Annotated in this window: 16 protein-coding genes and 1 pseudogene; 9 read left to right on the forward strand and 8 right to left on the reverse strand. The window is 75.6% G+C overall.

Annotation, left to right across the window (positions count from 1 at the left end; translation table 11 throughout):
* Positions 1-21 precede the first annotated feature (21 nt).
* Together FYW95_RS08230 and bla are read right to left on the reverse strand one after the other, a co-directional pair.
* Positions 22-372: a DUF3817 domain-containing protein gene (locus FYW95_RS08230; protein ID WP_159942884.1), complete on the reverse strand. Its 351-nt coding sequence runs from the start codon at positions 370-372 to the stop codon at positions 22-24.
* 143 nt (positions 373-515) lie between these two features.
* Positions 516-1,433 (reverse strand): class A beta-lactamase, encoded by a 918-nt coding sequence (bla, locus tag FYW95_RS08235; RefSeq protein ID WP_159942883.1) that lies wholly within the window; start codon positions 1,431-1,433, stop codon positions 516-518.
* A 135-nt stretch (positions 1,434-1,568) separates the two neighbouring features.
* On the opposite strand from bla, the gene FYW95_RS08240 reads away from it, so the two are divergent.
* Both FYW95_RS08240 and FYW95_RS08245 read left to right on the forward strand, forming a co-directional pair.
* Entirely contained in the window at positions 1,569-2,459 is an 891-nt protein-coding gene (locus tag FYW95_RS08240; protein ID WP_159942882.1) for a LysR family transcriptional regulator, read from the forward strand.
* Complete coding sequence (locus tag FYW95_RS08245; RefSeq protein ID WP_159942881.1) at positions 2,456-3,358, forward strand: serine hydrolase; 903 nt, start codon at positions 2,456-2,458, stop codon at positions 3,356-3,358. The genes FYW95_RS08240 and FYW95_RS08245 overlap by 4 nt, the downstream gene beginning before the upstream one ends.
* 34 nt (positions 3,359-3,392) lie before the next feature.
* On the opposite strand, the gene FYW95_RS08250 is transcribed toward FYW95_RS08245, so the two are convergent.
* On the reverse strand, positions 3,393-4,289 hold the full coding sequence (locus tag FYW95_RS08250; protein ID WP_159942880.1) for a LysR family transcriptional regulator ArgP: 897 nt from the start codon (positions 4,287-4,289) through the stop codon (positions 3,393-3,395).
* A gap of 73 nt (positions 4,290-4,362) precedes the next feature.
* Here FYW95_RS08250 and FYW95_RS08255 point away from each other — a divergent pair, with 73 nt between their 5' ends.
* The 6 genes from FYW95_RS08255 to FYW95_RS08280 all read left to right on the forward strand — a co-directional run bounded on the left by FYW95_RS08255 (position 4,363) and on the right by FYW95_RS08280 (position 12,674).
* Entirely contained in the window at positions 4,363-4,980 is a 618-nt protein-coding gene (locus FYW95_RS08255; RefSeq protein ID WP_201294765.1) for a LysE/ArgO family amino acid transporter, read from the forward strand.
* Positions 4,981-5,231: 251 nt separating this feature from the next.
* Positions 5,232-6,410 carry an L-rhamnose isomerase gene (gene rhaI / locus FYW95_RS08260; RefSeq protein WP_159942879.1) on the forward strand — a complete coding sequence of 393 codons (1,179 nt, stop codon included), beginning with the start codon at positions 5,232-5,234 and terminating at the stop codon, positions 6,408-6,410.
* Positions 6,398-8,497: a bifunctional aldolase/short-chain dehydrogenase gene (locus FYW95_RS08265; protein ID WP_201294766.1), complete on the forward strand. Its 2,100-nt coding sequence runs from the start codon at positions 6,398-6,400 to the stop codon at positions 8,495-8,497. Before rhaI ends, FYW95_RS08265 begins: the two co-directional genes overlap by 13 nt.
* Positions 8,494-9,987 (forward strand): rhamnulokinase, encoded by a 1,494-nt coding sequence (locus FYW95_RS08270; protein WP_159942878.1) that lies wholly within the window; start codon positions 8,494-8,496, stop codon positions 9,985-9,987. The genes FYW95_RS08265 and FYW95_RS08270 overlap by 4 nt, the downstream gene beginning before the upstream one ends.
* Positions 9,988-10,188: 201 nt before the next feature.
* Complete coding sequence (locus FYW95_RS08275; protein ID WP_159942877.1) at positions 10,189-11,817, forward strand: LuxR C-terminal-related transcriptional regulator; 1,629 nt, start codon at positions 10,189-10,191, stop codon at positions 11,815-11,817.
* Between the two features lie 146 nt (positions 11,818-11,963).
* Complete coding sequence (locus tag FYW95_RS08280; protein ID WP_159942876.1) at positions 11,964-12,674, forward strand: hypothetical protein; 711 nt, start codon at positions 11,964-11,966, stop codon at positions 12,672-12,674.
* A gap of 45 nt (positions 12,675-12,719) precedes the next feature.
* On the opposite strand, the gene FYW95_RS08285 is transcribed toward FYW95_RS08280, so the two are convergent.
* Together FYW95_RS08285 and FYW95_RS08290 are read right to left on the reverse strand one after the other, a co-directional pair.
* Complete coding sequence (locus FYW95_RS08285; RefSeq protein WP_159942875.1) at positions 12,720-13,523, reverse strand: SAM-dependent methyltransferase; 804 nt, start codon at positions 13,521-13,523, stop codon at positions 12,720-12,722.
* 243 nt (positions 13,524-13,766) lie between these two features.
* Entirely contained in the window at positions 13,767-15,296 is a 1,530-nt protein-coding gene (locus tag FYW95_RS08290; RefSeq protein WP_236567817.1) for an MFS transporter, read from the reverse strand.
* 319 nt (positions 15,297-15,615) lie between these two features.
* On the opposite strand from FYW95_RS08290, the pseudogene FYW95_RS08295 reads away from it, so the two are divergent.
* Positions 15,616-16,319 (forward strand): annotated as a pseudogene (locus FYW95_RS08295) (creatininase family protein); the annotation flags it as partial.
* Here FYW95_RS08295 and FYW95_RS08300 read toward each other — a convergent pair.
* From FYW95_RS08300 to FYW95_RS08310, 3 genes are read right to left on the reverse strand one after another with little or no spacing between them, the layout of a single operon-like run.
* Complete coding sequence (locus FYW95_RS08300) at positions 16,202-17,362, reverse strand: lysylphosphatidylglycerol synthase domain-containing protein (protein ID WP_236567810.1); 1,161 nt, start codon at positions 17,360-17,362, stop codon at positions 16,202-16,204. The pseudogene FYW95_RS08295 and the gene FYW95_RS08300 sit on opposite strands and share 118 nt — an antisense overlap.
* On the reverse strand, positions 17,359-18,303 hold the full coding sequence (locus FYW95_RS08305; protein ID WP_370462388.1) for a class I SAM-dependent methyltransferase: 945 nt from the start codon (positions 18,301-18,303) through the stop codon (positions 17,359-17,361). Before FYW95_RS08305 ends, FYW95_RS08300 begins: the two co-directional genes overlap by 4 nt.
* Positions 18,300-19,373, reverse strand: coding sequence for a glycosyltransferase family 4 protein (locus FYW95_RS08310; RefSeq protein WP_159942872.1), 1,074 nt, complete (start codon positions 19,371-19,373; stop codon positions 18,300-18,302). Before FYW95_RS08310 ends, FYW95_RS08305 begins: the two co-directional genes overlap by 4 nt.
* Positions 19,374-19,402 lie beyond the last annotated feature (29 nt).

Below are 19,402 nucleotides of genomic sequence, written 5' to 3' on the forward strand. Positions count from 1 at the left end.
CTTCCGGCGGGCCGGGCGGGGTCAGGCCACGGGTTCGGTCGCGCGGTCCCGGTCGCCGGTACGCGGCCCGGTACGCCCGGTGCGGTACAGCCACCAGTCCGCCAGCAGCGTGCACAGGGGCGGCACGGACGCGGCCAGGGCCAGCAGCGTGGCCCGGGGGCCCCAGCGCAGGTGCAGCGCGGCGGCCACGGCGAGCGCCACGTAGACCAGGAACGCCCCGCCGTGCAGCGGGCCGAAGACCTGCACGCCCAGCTCGCTGCCGCTGCCCAGGTACTTGACGTACATGCCGCCCAGCAGGCCGACCCAGGTCAGGGCCTCCACGAACGCCACCAGACGGAAGGCGGCGGCGGTGACACGGGGACTGATGTTCACGTTGTTGTTCCTCGGGGTCGTTCCGGTCGAAGGACTGGCAGATACCGCTTTTCCGACACAGGCCGCCCCCAGGCTAGAAGACCTCTCCCGGTACCCGTGCCGAGGGGTGCGGGCGCGGCGGGGAGGACCGCGCCCGCCGACCCTCAGTCCAGCGCCGCCACGACCACCTCGGCGGCTCCGGCCACCAGCGCGTCGTCGTACTCGGCGTCCTCCCGATCGCGGCTGGACATGATCGCGATCACCAGGGGGTCCGCCTCCGGCGGCCAGACCACGGCGATGACGTTGCGCGTCCCGTAGCCCCCCGCGCCCGTGCGGTCGCCGACCTCCCAGCCCTCGGGGACCACGGCGCGCACCAGGGTGTCGCCCGTGGTGTTGCCCCTGAGCATGGTGGTGAACACGTCGCGCCGGTCCTCGGGCAGGACGTCGCCCAGCGCGAACTCCCGCAGGCTCGTGGCCATCGCCCGGGGCGTGCTCGTGTCCCGCGTGTCCCCGGGCACGCCCTCGTTCAGCTCGGTCTCCATCCGCTCCGGGTCGGTGACGTCGTCGCCGATCGCCTCCAGGGCCTCCTCGAACCCGTCCGGGCCGCCCAGTTCCTCCATGAGGAGGTTGGCGGCGGTGTTGTCGCTGTAGCGGACGGCGGCGTCGGCCACCTCCATCAGCGTCATACCGGTCTCCACGTGCCGCTCGGTGACGGGGGAGTGGCTGACCAGGTCGTCCTCGGTGTAGGCGACGACCTCCTCCATCTCCTCCAGGCTGTTGCGCCGCAGCACCGCCCCCGCGGAGAGGGCCTTGTGGGTGGAGGCGTAGGCGAAGCGCTCGTCGGGCCGGTGGGAGACCTCCTCGCCGGTGCCGGTGTCCACCGCGTAGACCCCCAGCCGCGCGTCGAACTCCTCCTCCAGCCGCTCGAAGTCGCGGAACGCCCCGGAGGGGGCCTCGGAGGCCGCCGACCCCTCCGCCGCCGGCTCCGCGCTCCCGGACGGGCCCGCGCATCCGACGACCGGGATGAGGGTGAGCGCCGCCAGGGCCGCGAGCCCCGTGCGCCGCGTGGGTGAGAGCACCATGGTGTTCCTGTTCCTTCTGTGTGGACGTGTGCCGCACCCCCGTCGGGTGGCACGCCCAGCAGTCTGGTCGCGCGCGATGATGCCGTCCAAGACGCGAAGGGACGCTTCCATGCGGAAACGGCATAGGATCCGGCCATGGACCTCGTCGGCGCCTGCCGGGCGTTCGTGTACGTCAGTGACCGCGGCAGCTTCACCCTCGGCGCCGCGGCGGCCCGCATCCCCCAACCGGTCGCCAGCAGGCGCGTCGCCGCCCTGGAACACCACCTGGGCGCGCGCCTGTTCGACCGCTCCACCCGCCGGGCCACGCTCACCCGGTTCGGCCGCGACATGCTGCCCTCGGCCCGGCGCCTGGTCCAGCTGGCCGAGGAGATGGAGCACGACGCCGAGCGCGCCGTGCTGCGCCCCCTGCTGCTGGCCGTCCCCGACACCTGCGCCGTGCGCGACCTGGCGCTGCTGTGCGCCGAGGCCCGTGAGGAGGGCCTGCGCCTGCAGACCCGGCCCGCCGCGCCCGCGGCGCGCGCCGAACTCCTCGCCCACCGGGAGGTGCGTGCCGCCCTGGTGGGCACGCCCCCGGACGAGGCGGCCTGGTCGGTCCCGCTGGGGCTGGCGGTCGCCGGGGAGCCCCCCGTCGGCACCGTCCACCTGGAGACACTGCGGGTGGGCCGCAGTGATCCGTCCGCGCGCGGGCGCCGGATCTGGATCCAGCCCGAGGACGACGTCCCGCACGTCCGCGACCGGCTGACCCGCCTGCGCGACGCCGTGGGCCTGCGGCCCGCGCAGGTCGCCGTGGCCCCCACCCTGGCCACGGCCGCCGCCGAGGTCCTCGGCTCCCGCGACCTGCTGCTGTGCTCACCCGCCCAGGCCGGTGAGCTGGGGCTGTCCTGGCGGCCCCTGGGCGGGATCCGCCTGGCCCGCGGGTACGCCGTCGCCGCCGACACCGGCGAGGAGGCCGAGCGTCTGCGCGCGCTCCTGGCCGGGGCGATCGCCCGCTGCCTGGGGGCTCGGGCCGAGGAGGGGGACGCGTGAGCACCACCGCGCTGCTGCGCGCGCTGCGCGAGGAACTGGAGGAGGCGGGCCTGCGCGGCGCCTTCCTGGTGCGGGACCTGGACACCGGTCGCGAGCTGGGCATCGAACCGGACCTGGCGTACCCCACCGCCTCGCTGGTCAAGGTCCCGCTCGCGGTGGCCACCCTGGAACGGATCCGCGCCGGGGAGCTCGACGGCGCCGAACGGCTGCTCGTGCCCCCGGGGGCGGAGGTCTCACCCGGTCCCACGGGGCTGAGCATGTTCCGCCACCCGGCCGCGGTGAGCCTGGAGGACCTGCTCTACCTGAGCCTGTGCCTGAGCGACAACGCGGCCACCGACACCCTGTTCGGCCTCACCCCGCCCGCCCGGGTGGCCGCGTCGCTGCGCGCCGCCGGGCTGCACGGCATCACCGTCCGGCACCTGATGCGCGATATCAACGAGACCCCCGCCGACCGGCTCGCCCCCGAGGAGGTCCACCTGGCGCACTCCCTGGCCATCGGCGCGGGCACCGCCGGGCGCGGGCACCCCGTGCGCCAGCTCGACGTCACCCGCGCCAACTCCGGTTCGGCCCGGGCCTTCGCCGACCTGCTGCGGGAGCTGTGGCGTCCCACCCGGATCCACTCGGACGTGGCGGCCCGGGTGCGCGAGCTCATGGGCGCCAACCAGGCGCGCCACCGCCTGGCCCCCGACTTCACCTCCGACCTGTCCCGGTGGTCCTCCAAGACCGGGACCATGCTCAACCTGCGCCACGAGGTCGGGGTGGTCGAGCACGACGACGGCCAGGCCTTCGCCGTGGCGGTCCTCACCGAGTCCCGCGTCGCGGCCCAGCACCAGCCGGGGGCCGAGGCGGTCATGGCCCGGGTGGCGCGCGCCCTGCGCGACCACCTGCGCTCGGGGTAGGGCAGTCTCCCCCTCCGGCACGCGGCGGTCCTGTTCAGAGCGGGTGCAGGGCGGCCGCGGCGCCCGCGCGCACGGCCTCGGAGACCGCGTCCAGCACCGGGGTGCGCAGGTTCCACCGCTGCCAGTGCAGGCGCACGTCCACCGGGCGGTCCGGGGCCAGCGCCACCAGCTCCCCGGAGGCGATCCGCTCCGCGCACTGCGTCTCGGGGACCACGCCCCAGCCCAGGCCGAGCAGCACCGCGCGGGCGAAGTCCTCCGAGGCCGGGACGTAGTGCCGCGGCCCCGAGGAGCCGGCGCCGAAGGTGTCGCGCAGGAAGCGGTCCTGGAGGTCGTCGCGGCGGTCGAAGTTGACCACGGGGGCCCGGGCCAGCAGCTCCGGGTCGGCCCGACCGCCCAGGTGGCGCCCGGCGAAGCCGGGGCTGCACACGGCGTGGTAGCGCATCGCGCCGAGACCGACCGCGGTGCATCCCTGCACCGCCTCGGGGGTGGAGGTGACGGCGGCCATCACCGTTCCCGAGCGCAGCAGGGAGGTGGTGTGCTCCTCGTCCTCGCGGTGGATCTCGAAGACCGGGCGCAGCTCCTCGGGCAGGTCGGCCAGGGCCTCCAGGAACCAGGTGGAGAGGCTGTCGGCGTTGACGGCCAGCGGTACCGACACCCGGCCCCGGTCCCGCTCGCCCAGGCGCAGCTCGGCGGCGGTGTCCTCGTCCAGGAGCAGGACCTGGCGGGCGTAGCGCAGCACGGTGTCCCCGGCGGCGGTGGTGCGCACGGGGTTGGTGCGCCGCACCAGGACCCTGCCCGCGGTCTGCTCCATCGCCCGGACCCGCTGCGAGACCGCCGATGCGGTCACGTGCAGGCGCCGCGCGGCGGCCTCGAAGGTGCCCTCGTCCACCAGGACGGTCAGGGTGCGCAGGTGGTCGAACTGGAAGGGCATCCTAAGCCTCTCTTAGGGGTTCTAAGAAAGTTTAGCTTTACTGCACGGAGGAGGCGGCCCTAGCGTTCGTCGGGTGAACACCACCCTTCTCCCCGCCCTGCTCGGCTTCGGTACCGGGCTGGCGCTCATCGTGGCCATCGGCGCCCAGAACGCCTACGTCCTGCGGATCGGGATCGAGGGCCGCACCGGCACCGTCCTGCCGGTGGTGCTGGTCTGCGCCCTGTCCGACGCCGTGCTCATCACGTGCGGTGTCCTGGGCGTGGGCGCCGTCGTCGAGGCCGCTCCACTGGCCGTGCACGCGGTCCGCCTGCTCGGCGCCGGGTTCCTCATCGTCTACGGCCTGCTCGCCGCGCGCCGGGTCCTGCGCCCGGGCGCGCTCGTGGTCTCCGGGCCCCTGCGCGACGGCCGCCGCACCGCCATGGTCACGGCGCTGGTGCTGACCTGGCTCAACCCGCACGTGTACCTGGACACCCTGGTCTTCCTCGGCTCACTGGCCAACCAGCAGGGCGACGCACGCTGGTGGTGGGCGTCGGGCGCGGTGGCGGCCAGCTTCACGTGGTTCGCGGGCCTGGGCTTCGGCGCCCGGCTGCTGCGCCCGTTCTTCGCCCGCCCCGGCGCCTGGCGGGTGCTGGACGCGCTCATCGCCCTGGTCATGCTCACCCTGGGCGTGCGCCTGGCCCTGGGCGCCTGACCTCCCGTCGCCGTCTCCGCCCCCGGGCCCGCGCCCGGGGGCGACGTGTGTGCTGTTTTTCTCCGGCTGTGTACGCACCGTTCATAAAACGATTCAAGATGGCAAATGTGCCCTGACCAGGGGGTTGCTTGAGTGAGCCTTGACACACGCGGCCCGGTGGCGGTAGTTTCACCGAAACTCTTGTGAAACGATTCAATCGCTCTTCCGCCGGTCCCGGCGGCACCCGCGCCCTCCCGAACGGAGCTACCACCGTGGCAGCATCGCCCGACCGCCGCGCGCAGGCCCTGGAGGTCCTGCGGCGCCAGCACATCGAACTCCCCTCCTGGGCCTTCGGCAACTCCGGCACCCGGTTCAAGGTTTTCGCGCAGCCCGGCGTCCCCCGCGACCCCTGGGAGAAGGTGGCCGACTCCGCCGAGGTCCACCGCCTCACCGGAGTGGCCCCCACGGTCGCCCTGCACATCCCCTGGGACCGGGTCGACGACTACGCCGCGCTGGCCGCGCACGCCCGCGACCTGGGCATCGGGATCGGCACCATCAACGCCAACGTCTTCCAGGACGACGACTACAAGCTCGGCAGCGTCACCAACCCCGACCCGGCCGTGCGCCGCAAGGCCCTGGACCACCTGCTGGAGTGCGTGGACGTCATGGACGCCACCGGCTCGCGCGACCTCAAGCTGTGGTTCGCCGACGGCACCAACTACCCCGGCCAGGACGACCTGCGCGCCCGCCAGGACCGCCTGGCCGAGGCCCTGGCCGCGGTCTACGAGCGCCTGGGCCCCGACCAGCGCCTGCTGCTGGAGTACAAGCTCTTCGAGCCCGCCTTCTACGCCACCGACGTCCCCGACTGGGGCACCGCCTACGCCCACTGCCTGGAACTGGGCGAGAAGGCCGTGGTGTGCGTGGACACCGGCCACCACGCGGCGCACACCAACATCGAGTTCATCGTCGCGTTCCTGCTGCGGGCCGGAAAGCTCGGCGCCTTCGACTTCAACTCGCGCTTCTACGCCGACGACGACCTCATGGTCGGCGCCGCCGACCCCTTCCAGCTCTTCCGCATCATGTACGAGGTCGTGCGCGGCGGCGGCCTGGCCGCCGACACCGAGGTCGCGTTCATGCTCGACCAGTGCCACAACATCGAGCCCAAGATCGCCGGACAGATCCGCTCGGTGATGAACGTGCAGGAGGCCACCGCCAAGGCCCTGCTCGTGGACGCCGACGCGCTCGCCGACGCCCAGCGCCAGGGCGACGTGCTGGCCGCCAACGCCGTGCTCATGGACGCCTACAACACCGACGTGCGCCCCCTGCTGGCCGACCTGCGCGCCGACCAGGGCCTGGACCCCGACCCCATGGCCGCGCACGCCCGCTCCGGCTACGTCGAGCGGGTCGTCGAGGAGCGCAAGGGCGGCACCCAGGCCGGGTGGGGCGCGTGAGCCAGACCCCGACCCCGCCCCAGGACCCCAGCAACGAACAGGGAGAGACCGTGTCCGACTCCGTCGTCGAGCAGCTCATCGCCCGCAGCAACACCCTCGGCGCCGACCCGCGCAACACCAACTTCGCCGGGGGCAACACCTCCGCCGCCGGAACCCGCACCGACCCCGTCACCGGCCAGCCCGTCGACCTGCTGTGGGTCAAGGGCTCCGGAGGTGACCTGGGCACCCTCACCGAGGACGGCCTGGCCGTGCTGCGCCTGGACCGCCTGCGCGCCCTGGTGGACGTCTACCCGGGCGAGGAGCGCGAGGACGAGATGGTCGCCGCCTTCGACCACTGCCTGTTCGGCAAGGGCGGCGCCGCACCCTCCATCGACACCGCCATGCACGGCCTGGTGCGCGCCGCGCACGTGGACCACCTGCACCCCGACTCCGGCATCGCCCTGGCCACCGCCGCCGACGGCGAACGCCTGACCCGCGAGTGCTTCGGCGACCGCGTGGTCTGGGTGCCCTGGCGCCGCCCCGGCTTCCAGCTCGGCCTGGACATCGCCAGGATCGCCGAGGAGAACCCGAACGCCATCGGTGCGATCCTGGGCGGCCACGGCATCACCGCCTGGGCCGAGACCAGCGAGCAGTGCCAGGCCAACTCGCTGGAGATCATCCGCACCGCCGAGCGCTTCCTGGAGGAGAGGGGCCGCCCCGAGCCCTTCGGCCCCGCCCTGGACGGCTACGGCGCCCTGCCCGAGGCCGAGCGCCGCGAGCGCGCCGCCGCCCTGGCCCCCGTCATCCGCGGCCTGGCCTCCACCGACCACCCGCAGGTCGGCCACTTCACCGACAGCGACGTGGTCCTGGACTTCCTCGCCGCCGCCGAGCACCCCCGCCTGGCCGCGCTGGGCACCTCCTGCCCCGACCACTTCCTGCGCACCAAGGTCCGCCCCATGGTGCTCGACCTGCCCGCCGACGCCCCGCTGGAGCGGGCCGTGGAGCGGCTGCGCGAGCTGCACGAGGAGTACCGGGCCGAGTACCGCGCCTACTACGAGCGCCACGCCCTGCCCGACAGCCCCGCCATGCGCGGCGCCGACCCGGCCATCGTCCTGGTCCCCGGCGTGGGCATGTTCTCCTTCGGCAAGGACGCCAAGACCGCGCGCGTGGCGGGCGAGTTCTACGTCAACGCCATCAACGTGATGCGCGGTGCCGAGGCGGTCTCCACCTACCGGCCCATCGAGGAGTCGGAGAAGTTCCGCATCGAGTACTGGGCGCTGGAGGAGGCCAAGCTCGCCCGCATGCCCAAGCCCAAGCCGCTCGCCACCCGCGTCGCCCTGGTCACCGGCGCCGCCAGCGGCATCGGCAAGGCCATCGCCGCCCGCCTGGCCGCCGAGGGCGCCTGCGTGGTCGTGGCCGACCTGGACGCGGAGAAGGCCGCCGAGGCCGCGGCCGAACTCGGCAACGCGGACGTGGCCGTGGGCGTGGCCTGCGACGTCAGCGACGGCGAGGCGGTCGCCCGGGCCTTCCGCGAGGCCGCCCTGGCCTTCGGCGGGGTGGACCTGGTGGTCAACAACGCCGGACTGTCCATCTCCAAGCCGCTGCTGGAGACCACCGAGCGCGACTGGGACCTGCAGCACGACGTCATGGCCAAGGGGTCCTTCCTGGTCTCCCGCGAGGGCGCCCGGGTGATGACCGCCCAGGGCATGGGCGGCGACATCGTCTACATCGCCTCCAAGAACGCCGTGTTCGCCGGGCCCAACAACGTCGCCTACTCCGCGGTCAAGGCCGACCAGGCCCACCAGGTGCGGCTGCTGGCAGCCGAGCTGGGCTCGGAGGGCATCCGGGTCAACGGCGTCAACCCCGACGGGGTCGTGCGCGGCTCGGGCATCTTCGCCGGCGGCTGGGGCGCCCAGCGCGCCAAGGTCTACGGGGTCAAGGAGGAGGAGCTGGGCGCGTTCTACGCCAAGCGCACCATCCTGGGCCGCGAGGTGCTGCCCGAGCACGTGGCCAACGCGGTGTTCGCGCTGACCGCCGGGGAGCTGTCGCACACCACCGGCCTGCACATCCCCGTGGACAGCGGCGTGGCCGCCGCGTTCCTGCGATGAGCGCCGCCGAGGCCCGGGTCCACGCCGCCGTGGACCTGGGCGCCTCCAGCGGACGGGTCATCACCGGCCGGGTCCGGGACGGGAGGCTGCGCACCGAGGAGGTCGCCCGCTTCCCCAACGGCCCGGTCACCGTGCCCGCGGGGGGCCGCGCCACCCTGCACTGGGACGTGCTCTCCCTGTACGCGGGCGTGCTGGGCGGCCTGCGCCGGGCCGCCGCCCACGACGGCCTGGCCTCGGTCGGCGTGGACTCCTGGGCGGTGGACTACGGGCTGCTGGACGCCGACGGCGGCCTGCTCGGCAACCCCGTCCACTACCGCGACGCGCGCACCGACGGGGTACCCGAGCGGGTGTTCGCGCACCTGCCCGCCGAGGAGATGTACGCGGTCAACGGCCTGCAGGTGCAGCCGTTCAACACGGTCTTCCAGCTCGCCGCCGCCTCCGGGAGCGCCCAGCTGGCGGCCGCCCGCGACCTGCTGCTGGTGCCCGACCTGCTCGGGTACTGGCTGACGGGGGAGCGGGTGGCCGAGCTGACCAACGCCTCCACCACCGGCCTGGTGGACGTGCGCTCGCGCCAGTGGGCCGGGGTCTGCCTGGACCTGCTGGAGAGGTGCTACGGCGTGGCCGCCCGGGAGCTGCTGCCCCCGCTGGTCGAGCCGGGGACCGTGGTGGGCGCCCTGCGCGGGGACGCCGGCCTCGGCCCGGCCGCCGGGGCGCCGCTGGTGGCGGTGGGCTCGCACGACACCGCATCGGCCGTGGTCGCCGTGCCCGCCGACACCCCCCGCTTCGCCTACGTCTCCTCGGGGACGTGGTCGCTGGTCGGTGTGGAGCTGACGGCGCCCGTGCGCACCGAGGCCGGTCGCGTGGCCAACTTCACCAACGAGCTGGGCGTGGACGGCACGGTCCGCTACCTGCGCAACGTCATGGGCCTGTGGCTGCTCCAGGAGTCGCTGCGCACCTGGCGTGAACAGGGGAGCGAGGTGGACCTGGCCGACCTGCTGGCGCGGGCCGCCCGCGTGCCCGCGCTCGGGTGCGTCGTGGACGTGGACGACCCCCGGTTCCTGCCCCCGGGCGACATGCCCGCGCGGATCGCCGCGTTCGCGGCCGAGACCGGCCAGCGCCCGCCCGAGGGCGAGGCGGAGGTGGCCCGCTGCGTCGTGGACTCCCTGGCCCTGGCCTACCGCCGCGCTGTCCGCCGGGCCGCCGAACTGGGCGGGACCGACGTGGACGTGGTGCACGTGGTCGGAGGCGGATCGCGCAACGCCCTGCTGTGCCAGCTCACCGCGGACGCCGTGGGCCTGCCGGTCGTGGCCGGGCCCGCCGAGGGCGCGGCCATGGGCAACCTGCTGGTGCAGGCCCGCGCGGTCGGCGCTGTGGAGGGGGAGCTGGCGGACCTGCGCCGGATCGTGGCCGCCTCCGCCGAGCTGCGCCGCTACGAGCCCGGGGGCGACCGGGCCCCGTGGGAGGCCGCCGAGCGCCGGCTGTGGGGCTGACCCGCCGCCGGAGCCGCTGAGGGCCCGGACCCGCCGGGTCCGGGCCCTTCGCGACCGCCGGCGTTCGGTGTCCGCGCGGGTGGATCTGCGGCGCCCCGGCCTCGCCGGAGCCTTTCCCGGGCGCGGGCCGCGGTGGATAATGGGACATGCGCCGGTCCCCGCTCACCCGGGGCGGTCGGCGCGCGCACCCCCGGGGGCCATATGACCGACGGCCACGCACCCGACCAGGAGACCTCCGCCTGGCGCGGCTGGGGCGAGACGTTCCAGCGGCTGCGCGAGGAGGACCGGCGCGCGCCCCTGGACGCGGCGGACCTGGAGGTCCTCGCGGTCTCCGCCTTCCTCACCGGCCGCGATGGCGCGTGCGCGGACCAGCTGGCCCGCGCGCACCGCGCCTTCCTGGACCGCTCCGAGGTCGCCCCGGCCGTCAGGTGCGCGTTCTGGCTCGCCATGGTGCTGATGAACCGGGGCGAGCAGGCCCAGGCCTCGGGATGGTTCTCCCGCGCGCACGCGCTCCTGGACCGGCACGGCCTGGACGTGGTGGAGCGGGGCTACCTGCTGGTCCCGGCGGCGATGCGCGCCCTGCGCGAGGGCGACCCGGCGGAGGCCGGCGCCCGCGGGGAGCGGGCGGCCGCGATCGCCGAGCGGTTCGGGGACACCGACCTGGCCGCGCTCGCCCTGCTGTGCCGGGGCACGGCGATGGTGCGCCTGAGCGGCACCGGGCGGGGCGCCGACCTGCTGGACCAGGCCATGGTCTCCGTTCTGGCGGGGGAGGTGTCCGCGGTGGTCACCGGCATCGTCTACTGCGGGGTCATCGACACCTGCCGACAGGTCTTCGACCTGGGCCGCGCCCGGGAGTGGACGGCCGAGCTCACCCGCTGGTGCGACTCCCAGCCCGGGCTGGTGACCTTCCACGACGAGTGCCTCGTGCACCGCTCCGCGGTCCTGCGGGAATCGGGGCACTGGCCGCAGGCGCTGGAGGCGGCCCGGCAGGCGTGCGAGCAGGGCCCCGGCCCCCGGCCGAAACTGCTCGGCATGGCCCGCTACCAGCAGGCCGAGCTGTACCGGCTGCTCGGTTCCTCCGCCCGCGCCGAGCGCGCCTACCTGGACGCCGACCGGGCCGGGCACTCCCCGCAGCCGGGGCTGGCGCTGCTGCGCACGGGCCAGGGACGGGTCGCCGAGGCCGCCGCCTCCCTCGGCCGGGCCCTGGCGGAGGAGCGCGATCCCCTGGCCCGGCTGGGCCTGCTGCCGCCGTACGTGGAGGTCATGCTCGCCGCCCGGGAGCACGGCCGGGCCCGGGAGGCGGCCGGGGAGCTGGCGCGGTCCGCCGCCGAACGGGGCACGCCCGTGCTGGCGGCCATGGCAGCCCGGGCACGCGGCTCGGTCCTGCTCGCCGAGGACGAGGCCGACGCCTGCCTGGTCCCGCTGCGCCTGGCCCGGGACGCCTGGCGCGAGGCCGGGCACCCCTACGAGGAGGCGCGGACCGCCGTCCTGCTGGGGCTGGCCTGCCGCCGCCTCGGGGACGAGGAGGGGGCGCGCATGTGCCTGTCCTCCGCGCGGACGGTCTTCACCGGCCTCGGGGCGGCGCCCGACCTGGAGCGCACGCGCGACCTCCTGCCCCCGCCGGAGCGCGCGGGGAGCACACGGCTCACCCCGCGCGAGGAGGAGGTGCTGCGCCTGGTGGCGGGAGGGCTGTCCAACCGGGCGATCGCCGGGGAGCTGGTGATCAGCGAGCGGACCGCCGCCCACCACGTGAGCAGCATCCTGGCCAAACTCGGCCTGCCCTCGCGCGCCGCGGCCACCGCCTACGCCCACCGGAGCGGCCGGGCCTGAGCCCATGGGCACGAATGCCCACGTCGGCCCGCCCGCGAACGGGAACTTCGGCCGATGCGGTGCGCGGCCCGCCGCCGTAGCGTCGAAGTGTCCCCGAAGAGCCCTCGGCGCGGCAGCGCCGGGGCCCCGTACCGGAGGTGGGCACGATGTCCGCTGTCACGCACGCCCGGATCCAGGCCGCCGTCATGGCCGTGGCCCCCGCGGTCCTGCTGGCCACGTTCCTGTACCACCCGCACCTGGAGGGGAGGATGCCCGACCCGGACGTGGTCACCGCCGCGGCGGAGGCCGACCCCGCCCACTGGGGCGCCGTGCACCTGCTGACGGTGTGGGCGTTCGCACTCCTGGTCCTGGCCTTCCTGGCCCTGCGCGCCCGGATGCGGGACGCGGGCGAGAACCGGTGGAGCGCCGCCGCCTTCCCGCTGGTGGTCCTGAGCGGGGTGCTGACCGGTGCCGTGGCCGCGCTCGAACTCGCGGTCTCGGCGGCGGCCACCGCGGGCCTGGACGTCAGGGCGCTGGTGGAGGCCGTCGACCCCTGGTTCCAGTCCCTGCTCATGAGCGGGTCGGTGGCCTTCCTCCTGGGGGCGCTGGCCTTCGCGGTGGGGGTCGCGCGGGCCCGGTTGCTCGGTCCGGCCATGACGGTACTGGTGGTGGCCGCGCTGGTGGTGATGGCCCTGTCCCGGATGGTCCCCGTGTTCTCGGCCTTCTACGTGGGCTCGGCCGCCGCCGTGCTCGTGTTCTGGCCGGTGGCCGCGGCGGCCCTGCGGCGCGGGGGCGGGACCGCGGCGCCGCGGCCACGGACCGCCCCGGACGCGTCCGGGCGACCGGCCGGACGGCGGGCCGCGCACGTGCACCGCTGAGGCCGTCGGAGCCCGGGGCGCGGGCCGCCGCTCCCCGGGCTCCGCTCAGAGCTTGCGGGCCAAGCCGCAGTACTGCGGGACGTCGACCAGGGGAACCGCGTCGTCGGGTTCGGGCCGCCAGCGGGTGACGGAGACGATCCCCGGCTCGGCCAGTTCCAGTCCGTCGAAGAACCGGCCGAACTCCCCGACCGAGCGCATGTGGTACGGCTGGGCGACCGCCTCCCGCCAGTGCCTGAGGGCCCGGGCCGTGCGCTCGTCGGCGATGTCCTCCATGTCGGCGTAGACGCCGTCGCACACGGCCAGGAAGCTGCCCGGCGCCAGGGCGTCCATGTACGCGCGCACGACGCCCATGGCCTCCTCGGCGTCGCCGATGTGGCCCAGGGTGCCCAGCAGTGTCAGGGCGACGGGCCGGTCCAGGTCCAGGGTCCTTCGGGCCGACGACAGAACCGCGCCGGTGTCGCGCAAATCCGCACCCACGAACCGGGTGCGGCCCCCGTCGGTGTCCCCGAGGAGCCGCCGCGCGTGCGCCAGCACCGAGGGGTCGTTGTCCACGTACACCACCCGCGCCTCCGGGGCGTGGGCCCGGGCCACCTCGTGGGTGTTGCCGGCGGTGGGCAGTCCCGCGCCGATGTCGAGGAACTGGCGGACCCCCTCCTCCCGGACCAGGTGGGTGACCACGCGGCGCAGGAAGCCGCGGTCGCCCCGGGCCACCTCGACGATCTGCGGCATCAGCTCCCGGATGGCGTCACCCACCTCGCGGTCGGCGGGGTAGTTGTCCGTGCCGCCGAGCCAGTAGTTCCACACCCGGGCGGTGTGCGCGACGCTGGTGTCGATGGGGGTGTCCGCCATGGGGCCTCTCGTTCGGGGACGATCCACGCAAAGCGTTAGGGGAAGTCTTGTGGGATCGCCAGCTGTCCCGCAAAGGCCGAAAGGCCTTTCTGTATGGGCTTTCGCGCACCTCGGGCCGGCAGTGCCCCGCTGGGGGAGGCCTCCCCCGCACCGGGAGTGCCCCCACGTGTCGTCCTCGGCGCACAGGGGGAGGGGCCCTCCCCGGGGGCGATGCCGGAGAGGGCCCCTCCCGTACGGGGCCGGTCAGTCGGCGGAGGATCCCGCCCCGCCGCTCGGGGACGGAGCGGGCCCCGCCCCGGAGGCCTCCGGGGCCCGGGTCCGCGCGGCCCCTTCGGGCAGGTCGATGCTGTCGCGCAGGCGTACCCGGGGCAGGAACAGCGCCACGAACAGGCCGAAGACGGCGATCCCGGTGGCGACGAGGAACAGGTCCCCGGTGGCCCCGCCGTAGGCGCCCTCGACGATCTCGCGCAGGAACGGCGGCATGGCCGCCAGGTCCAGGGTGCCGGCGTCACCGCCCCGCGCGGAGGGGTCGATCCCGGCCGCGGCCACGCCCTCGGTGATGTTGGCGGCGACCCGGTTGGCCAGGAAGGCGCCCAGCACGGAGACGCCGACGGTGCCGCCCAGGGTGCGGAAGAAGGTCACCGTCCCGCTGGCCGCGCCCAGCTCGCGCAGCGGCACGGAGTTCTGCACCATCAGGACCAGGTTCTGCATGGACATGCCGACCCCCAGGCCCATGAGGAGCATGCCCCCGCCGACGATGAGCAGGGACGTGTCCACGTCGATGACGGACAGCACGAGGAAGCCCAGCGTCAGCAGCACCATGCCGGTGACCACGTAGGACTTCACCCGCCCCGACCGCGACACCATGCGCCCGGACACGGTCGCGGAGACCATGGTGCCCAGCATGAGCGGCGTGGTCAGCAGGCCCGCCTCGGTGGGCGAGTACCCGCGGGCCAGCTGGAAGTACTGGCCGAGGAAGACCGCGCCGCCGAACATCGCCATGCCGACCGCCGAGCTGGCGAGGATGGCGATGGCCGTCTCGCGCCGCAGGACCAGGTGCAGCGGCACGACCGGCTGGGACACGCGCGACTCCACCCACACGGCCAGTGCAAGCAGGGCGGCGCTGCCGCCGACCATGGCGCCGGACTCCCACGAGACCCACGCGAAGTCACCGCCCACGAAGGTCACCCACAGCAGCAGCAGGCTCACGCCCGCCGCGATGAGCGCGGCGCCCGCGTAGTCCACCCTGGTCTCGGGCCGTCGCACGTCCACCAGCGTGAGCGTGCGGCTGAGCACCACCAGGGCCACGAGCATGAACGGCACCCCGACGAGGAAGCACCAGCGCCAGCCCAGGCCCGGCAGGTCGGTCAGCAGGCCGCCGATCAGCGGACCGCCCACGGTCGCCACGGCCATGACCGCCCCGAGGTAGCCGTTGAGGCGGCCGCGCTCCTTGGGGCTGACCATCGCGGCGATGGTGACCTGCACCAGCACCTGTGAGGCGCCCATGCCCAGCCCCTGCACGGCGCGGAACGCGATCAGCTGGCCCGTGGTCTGGGCGAACCCGCACAGCAGCGAGGAGACGACGAAAAGCACGATCGACAGCTGCAGCAGCCTCTTCTTGTCGAACAGGTCGGCGAGCCTGCCCCAGACGGGCGTGGAGGCGGTGGAGGCCAGCAGCGTCGCGGTCACCACCCAGGTGTACTGCGACTGCGTGCCCTCCAGGGCGCCCACGATCTGCGGCAGGGCCACGGACACGATCGTGCTGCTGAGCATGGTCACGCCGAGCACGGTGAGCAGCCCGGCCAGGGAGCGCGTGACGGGTGGTCGCTCAGTGTCGGGTAGGGCGCGCGAACTCACGTGATGACCTCTACGGGAAGAAGGGTGGCCCCGGCGGGCCGCTGGTCGGCCAGAAAAATGCAGTATCAGCATTTTTGCACTCACTGTAGAATAACACCGGGGGCACGACCCGGACGCCGGGCTTCCCCGAACACGGGGCGGGGCCGCTCCGCGCGCGGGCCCGAGCGCCCGGACCGGCGGGAAGGAGGTCCCCTCCCCCGGACCCGGCCCCGGGCAGGGTGGGGATACTGGCCCCATGGACGACCTCACACTGTCCCTGCTGCCCCTGACCACCAGCGCCGAGGAGGGGAGCGGGCACACCGGGTGGCGCTGCTGCCGGTCGGCAGCCTCGAACAGCACGGACCCCACCTTCCCCTGGTCACCGACACCGTCATCGCCTGCGACCTGGCCCGGGCCCTGGCCGGGGCCCACCCGCTGCGCCTGCTGCCCCCGGTCACCGTCGGCTGCTCCCACGAGCACGCCGCCTGGCCCGGCACGGTGAGCGTCTCCGCGCCCACCCTGTACGCCCTGGTCCGCGACATCGCCGCCTCCCTGGGCCAGACCAGGCTGGTGGTGGTCAGCGGCCACGGCGGCAACCACGTCCTGGCCAACCTCGTCCAGGAGTCCGGCGGGCGCATGGCCCTCTTCCCCGGCTTCCACGACTGGCAGGCGGCCAGGGCCGCCGCCGGAATGGCCACCGACAACGACGCGGACATGCACGCCGGGGAACTGGAGACCTCCGTGCTCCTGCACACCCACCCGGACCTGGTCCGGCCGGGGTACGCCGCCGCCGACCACACCACCGGCGGCCGCGACCACATGCTCACCGTGGGGCTGGCGCCCTACACCTCCTCGGGGGTGGTCGGCCGACCCTCCCTGGCCACGGCCGCCAAGGGGCGCGCCCTGCTCGCCGCGCTCGTGGACTCCTTCGCCGGGTACCTGGCAGCCCTGGGCGAACCCCACCGCCCCCGCTCCGGGTGACCGACCGCCCAGTTCCCGGACGGGCGCGATACGGCGAGGAACACCGACCACCAGCGCACCAGCAGCACCGCCCCGCCCGGCAGGGCGGCGACCAGGACGAGCAGGCCGTAGACCACCGAGACCGTCAGCCCGGCCTGTGCGCCCAGCCCCGCCGCCCCGAAGGCCAGGGCGGTGACCGCCTCGCGCGGCCCCCACCCGCCGACGCCGACCGGAACGCTCATCGCCAGCAGGGACAGCACCAGCAGCGGCACCAGCTGGAGCACGGGCGCGCCGACCCCGGCCGCGCGCGCGGCGACCAGGAACAGCGCCACGTGTCCGGTCAGCGCCGCCGCCGACAGCGCCAGCAGCAGGGGAGCGCGCGCCACCAGTCCGGCCCGCACCTCGGACCGGAACCCGGCCAGGGCCCGCCACCACCGGGGCCGCCGGGCCCGGCCCGCCCGCAGGGCGAGTGCGCAGCCCAGGCCGATCGCCGCGACCGCCCCGGCCGCGGTCCCGGCCGCGCGCAGACCGGGACCGAGCAGGGCGGCGGGCAGCGCGAACAGCAGCGCCGCCCCCGTGACGGCGAGCACCACCTGTCCGACCACCCGCTCCAGCACCACCGCGCGAACACCGCGCCCCGGGTCGCCGCAGGAGCGGCCGTGGTCGACCGCGCGGTGCGCGTCGCCCAGGACACCCGCCGGGAGCACCGCGTTGAGGAACAGCGCCAGGTAGTAGGCGGCGACCGCCCGCCCCCACGGCAACCGCAGCCCCACCCCGAGCGCCACCGCCCGCCAGCGGGCCGCCGACAGCACGGTGGTCACCGCGCCGATGCCCAGGGCGGCCAGCACGGCGGGGGCGTCGACCGCGGCCGCGGCCCCGGTGAGGGCCCCGGCCGGGGAGCACCACACGACCGACGCCAGGAGCGCGACCCCGGCCAGCGTGCGCGCCCACACCGACCAGGAGCGGTGCGGGCGCGTCCCGGGCGCGGCGTCCCCGGGAGCCCGCGTCCCGCCCCCGGCCAACCGCTCGCCGGCGGCGGTCACCGCCGGGACCCTCCGTCCCGGGGGTCGTGTTCCGTCCCGGGGCGGGACGCCGCCCGCGGGCGCGCTCCCGCGGCCGCCGTGCCCGCTGGTCCGCGGGTTCCGGTGCGTTCCGGGGGCGGGGGGCCGGTGCCCTCCTCGGCGGGGCGCCCGTGCGCGTGGTCCGGTACGGTCCGGGGCAGCGCCAGCAGGTCCGTGTGGTGCACCGTGATCCGCGCCCCCTCCCGCGCGCAGGCCCGCAGACGGCGCTCCAGGTAGTCCGCGCCGGGCAGAGACGGCTCCTGTTCCACGGCCGCGCCCACCCAGCCGCGCAGCCAGGTCCGCGCCAGCTCCGCGTCCTCCGGGCCCAGCAGCCACGGGCTCGGGTAGGTGCGCACCTCGTACCCCAGGTCCGCGAAGGCCGCGGCGGCCGCCCCGGCGGCGTCGGGGCCCAGACGCCCCTCCCGCCGCTGGTGGGCGTTGAAGGCCAAGGTGAAGGCGGCGTCGAGCGGGTCCGCGGGGAGGAACTCCACCCGGCCCGCCACCGACAGGGTCAGCAGCGCCGGACACCCCCGCGCGACCACCGCCCCCGCCAGCGTCTCCACCTCCGCCCGGGTGCACAGGTCCAGCAGCGCCGAGGCCGCCACCAGCGTGGCCCCGTCCAGGTCGGCGGCCCGCAGCGCGCCCAGGTCCACCCGCCGGGTGACCACCTCGGCGGCGGGCACCCCCTCGCGGGCCAGGGCCAGCAGCGCCGGATCGCGGTCCAGCAGCACCCACCGCTGCGGCCGGGGCAGGCGCGGCGCCAGCCAGCGCCCCAGCGAACCCGTCCCGCACCCCAGGTCGGCCACCACCCGCCCGTGCCCGTACAGCAGGGCGGGCGGCCGTGCGGCCCGGGCCCGGGCGTCGGCGCCCTCCCGCAGCGCCAGCCACTCCGGCGCGAAGGCCGGAACCCCGGTGGTACTCAACGCGGCCCCTCCCGGTCCAGCAGCGCGGCCGTCTCCCGCGCCGCGCTCTCCCATCCTCGCAGGTCCTCCCGCCGCAGGCGGGCCGCCTCCCGCAGCCGCGCGCGCAGGCCCGGCTCGGTCAGCCAGCGGCGCAGCGCCCCGCCCAGCGCCTCGGCGTCCCCCGGCGCCACCAGCAGCCCGGGCCGCTCCCCCCGCCGGTCGCGGCCCAGCGCCTCGGGCACCCCGCCCACCGCGCCGGCCACCACGGGGACGCCGCGCGCCAGCGCCTCGGTCACCACCATCCCGTAGGTCTCCGCGCGCGAGGGCAGCACCAGCAGGTCGGCGCGGGCGTAGGCGGCGGCCAGCTCCGCGCCCTCCACCGGACCGGGGAAGGACACCCGCCCCTCCAACCGGTGGTCGCGGCACAGGGCGCGCAGGCGTTCGGCGTAGGCGGCCGAGTCACCGGCCCGGGCCGACAGGTCGCCCAGCGGTCCCACGCACGCGCACTCCCAGTCCAGTGCGCGCAGACCGCCCAGGGCGGACAGCAGCAGGTCGTGCCCCTTCCTCGGGATCACCGACGCCACGCACAGCAGCCGCGTGCCGTCCCCGCCGGGGGCCGGGGGCGCCGCGTCCACCCCCGGTTCGACCACCTCCACCCGCGCCAGCCCGTGGCGCCCGGCCACCCGCCGCGCCGCCCACCGACTGGTGGCCACCACGGTCCCGGCCGCGTGCAGCACCCGGCGCTCCCGGGCGTCGAGGTCGCGCTCCTCCCCGGGGGTCAGGCCGCCGCCCTCGGCCAGCGGCAGGTGGACGACCACGACCAGCCGCAACCGGTCCGCGTGCGGCAGCACCGCCTCTGGCACCCCGCAGGCCACGAGGCCGTCCAGGACGGCCGTCGCGCCGTCGGGCAGGCGGGAGAGCACCCGCGCGAGCCCGGCCCGGGCCCCGGCGTCCGGGCGGGGCCACGCACCCGGAACGACCGTCCGGCGTACCGGCACGCCCAGGTCGGCGAGCGCCTCGGCCAGGCGCCGGTCGTAGGTGTTGCCTCCGCTGGGCACCGAGTCCGGCGGGACGACGAGGACCACGGGCACGCGGGTTCTCCTTCCTGGCGTCGCGCCGA

The organism is Nocardiopsis sp. FR4 (genome assembly GCF_009830945.1).
In the GTDB taxonomy this organism is placed as follows: domain Bacteria; phylum Actinomycetota; class Actinomycetes; order Streptosporangiales; family Streptosporangiaceae; genus Nocardiopsis.

What these genes read in the sequence shown, in the direction of transcription:
- FYW95_RS08270 (WP_159942878.1), top strand. Translation starts at nt 8,494, where the DNA reads ATGAGCGCCGCCGAGGCCCGGGTCCACGCCGCCGTGGACCTGGGCGCC.
- FYW95_RS08290 (WP_236567817.1), bottom strand. Translation starts at nt 15,296, where the DNA reads ATGCTCAGCAGCACGATCGTGTCCGTGGCCCTGCCGCAGATCGTGGGC.
- FYW95_RS08240 (WP_159942882.1), top strand. Translation starts at nt 1,569, where the DNA reads ATGGACCTCGTCGGCGCCTGCCGGGCGTTCGTGTACGTCAGTGACCGC.
- FYW95_RS08275 (WP_159942877.1), top strand. Translation starts at nt 10,189, where the DNA reads ATGACCGACGGCCACGCACCCGACCAGGAGACCTCCGCCTGGCGCGGC.
- FYW95_RS08250 (WP_159942880.1), bottom strand. Translation starts at nt 4,289, where the DNA reads ATGCCCTTCCAGTTCGACCACCTGCGCACCCTGACCGTCCTGGTGGAC.
- FYW95_RS08285 (WP_159942875.1), bottom strand. Translation starts at nt 13,523, where the DNA reads ATGGCGGACACCCCCATCGACACCAGCGTCGCGCACACCGCCCGGGTG.
- FYW95_RS08280 (WP_159942876.1), top strand. Translation starts at nt 11,964, where the DNA reads ATGTCCGCTGTCACGCACGCCCGGATCCAGGCCGCCGTCATGGCCGTG.
- bla (WP_159942883.1), bottom strand. Translation starts at nt 1,433, where the DNA reads ATGGTGCTCTCACCCACGCGGCGCACGGGGCTCGCGGCCCTGGCGGCG.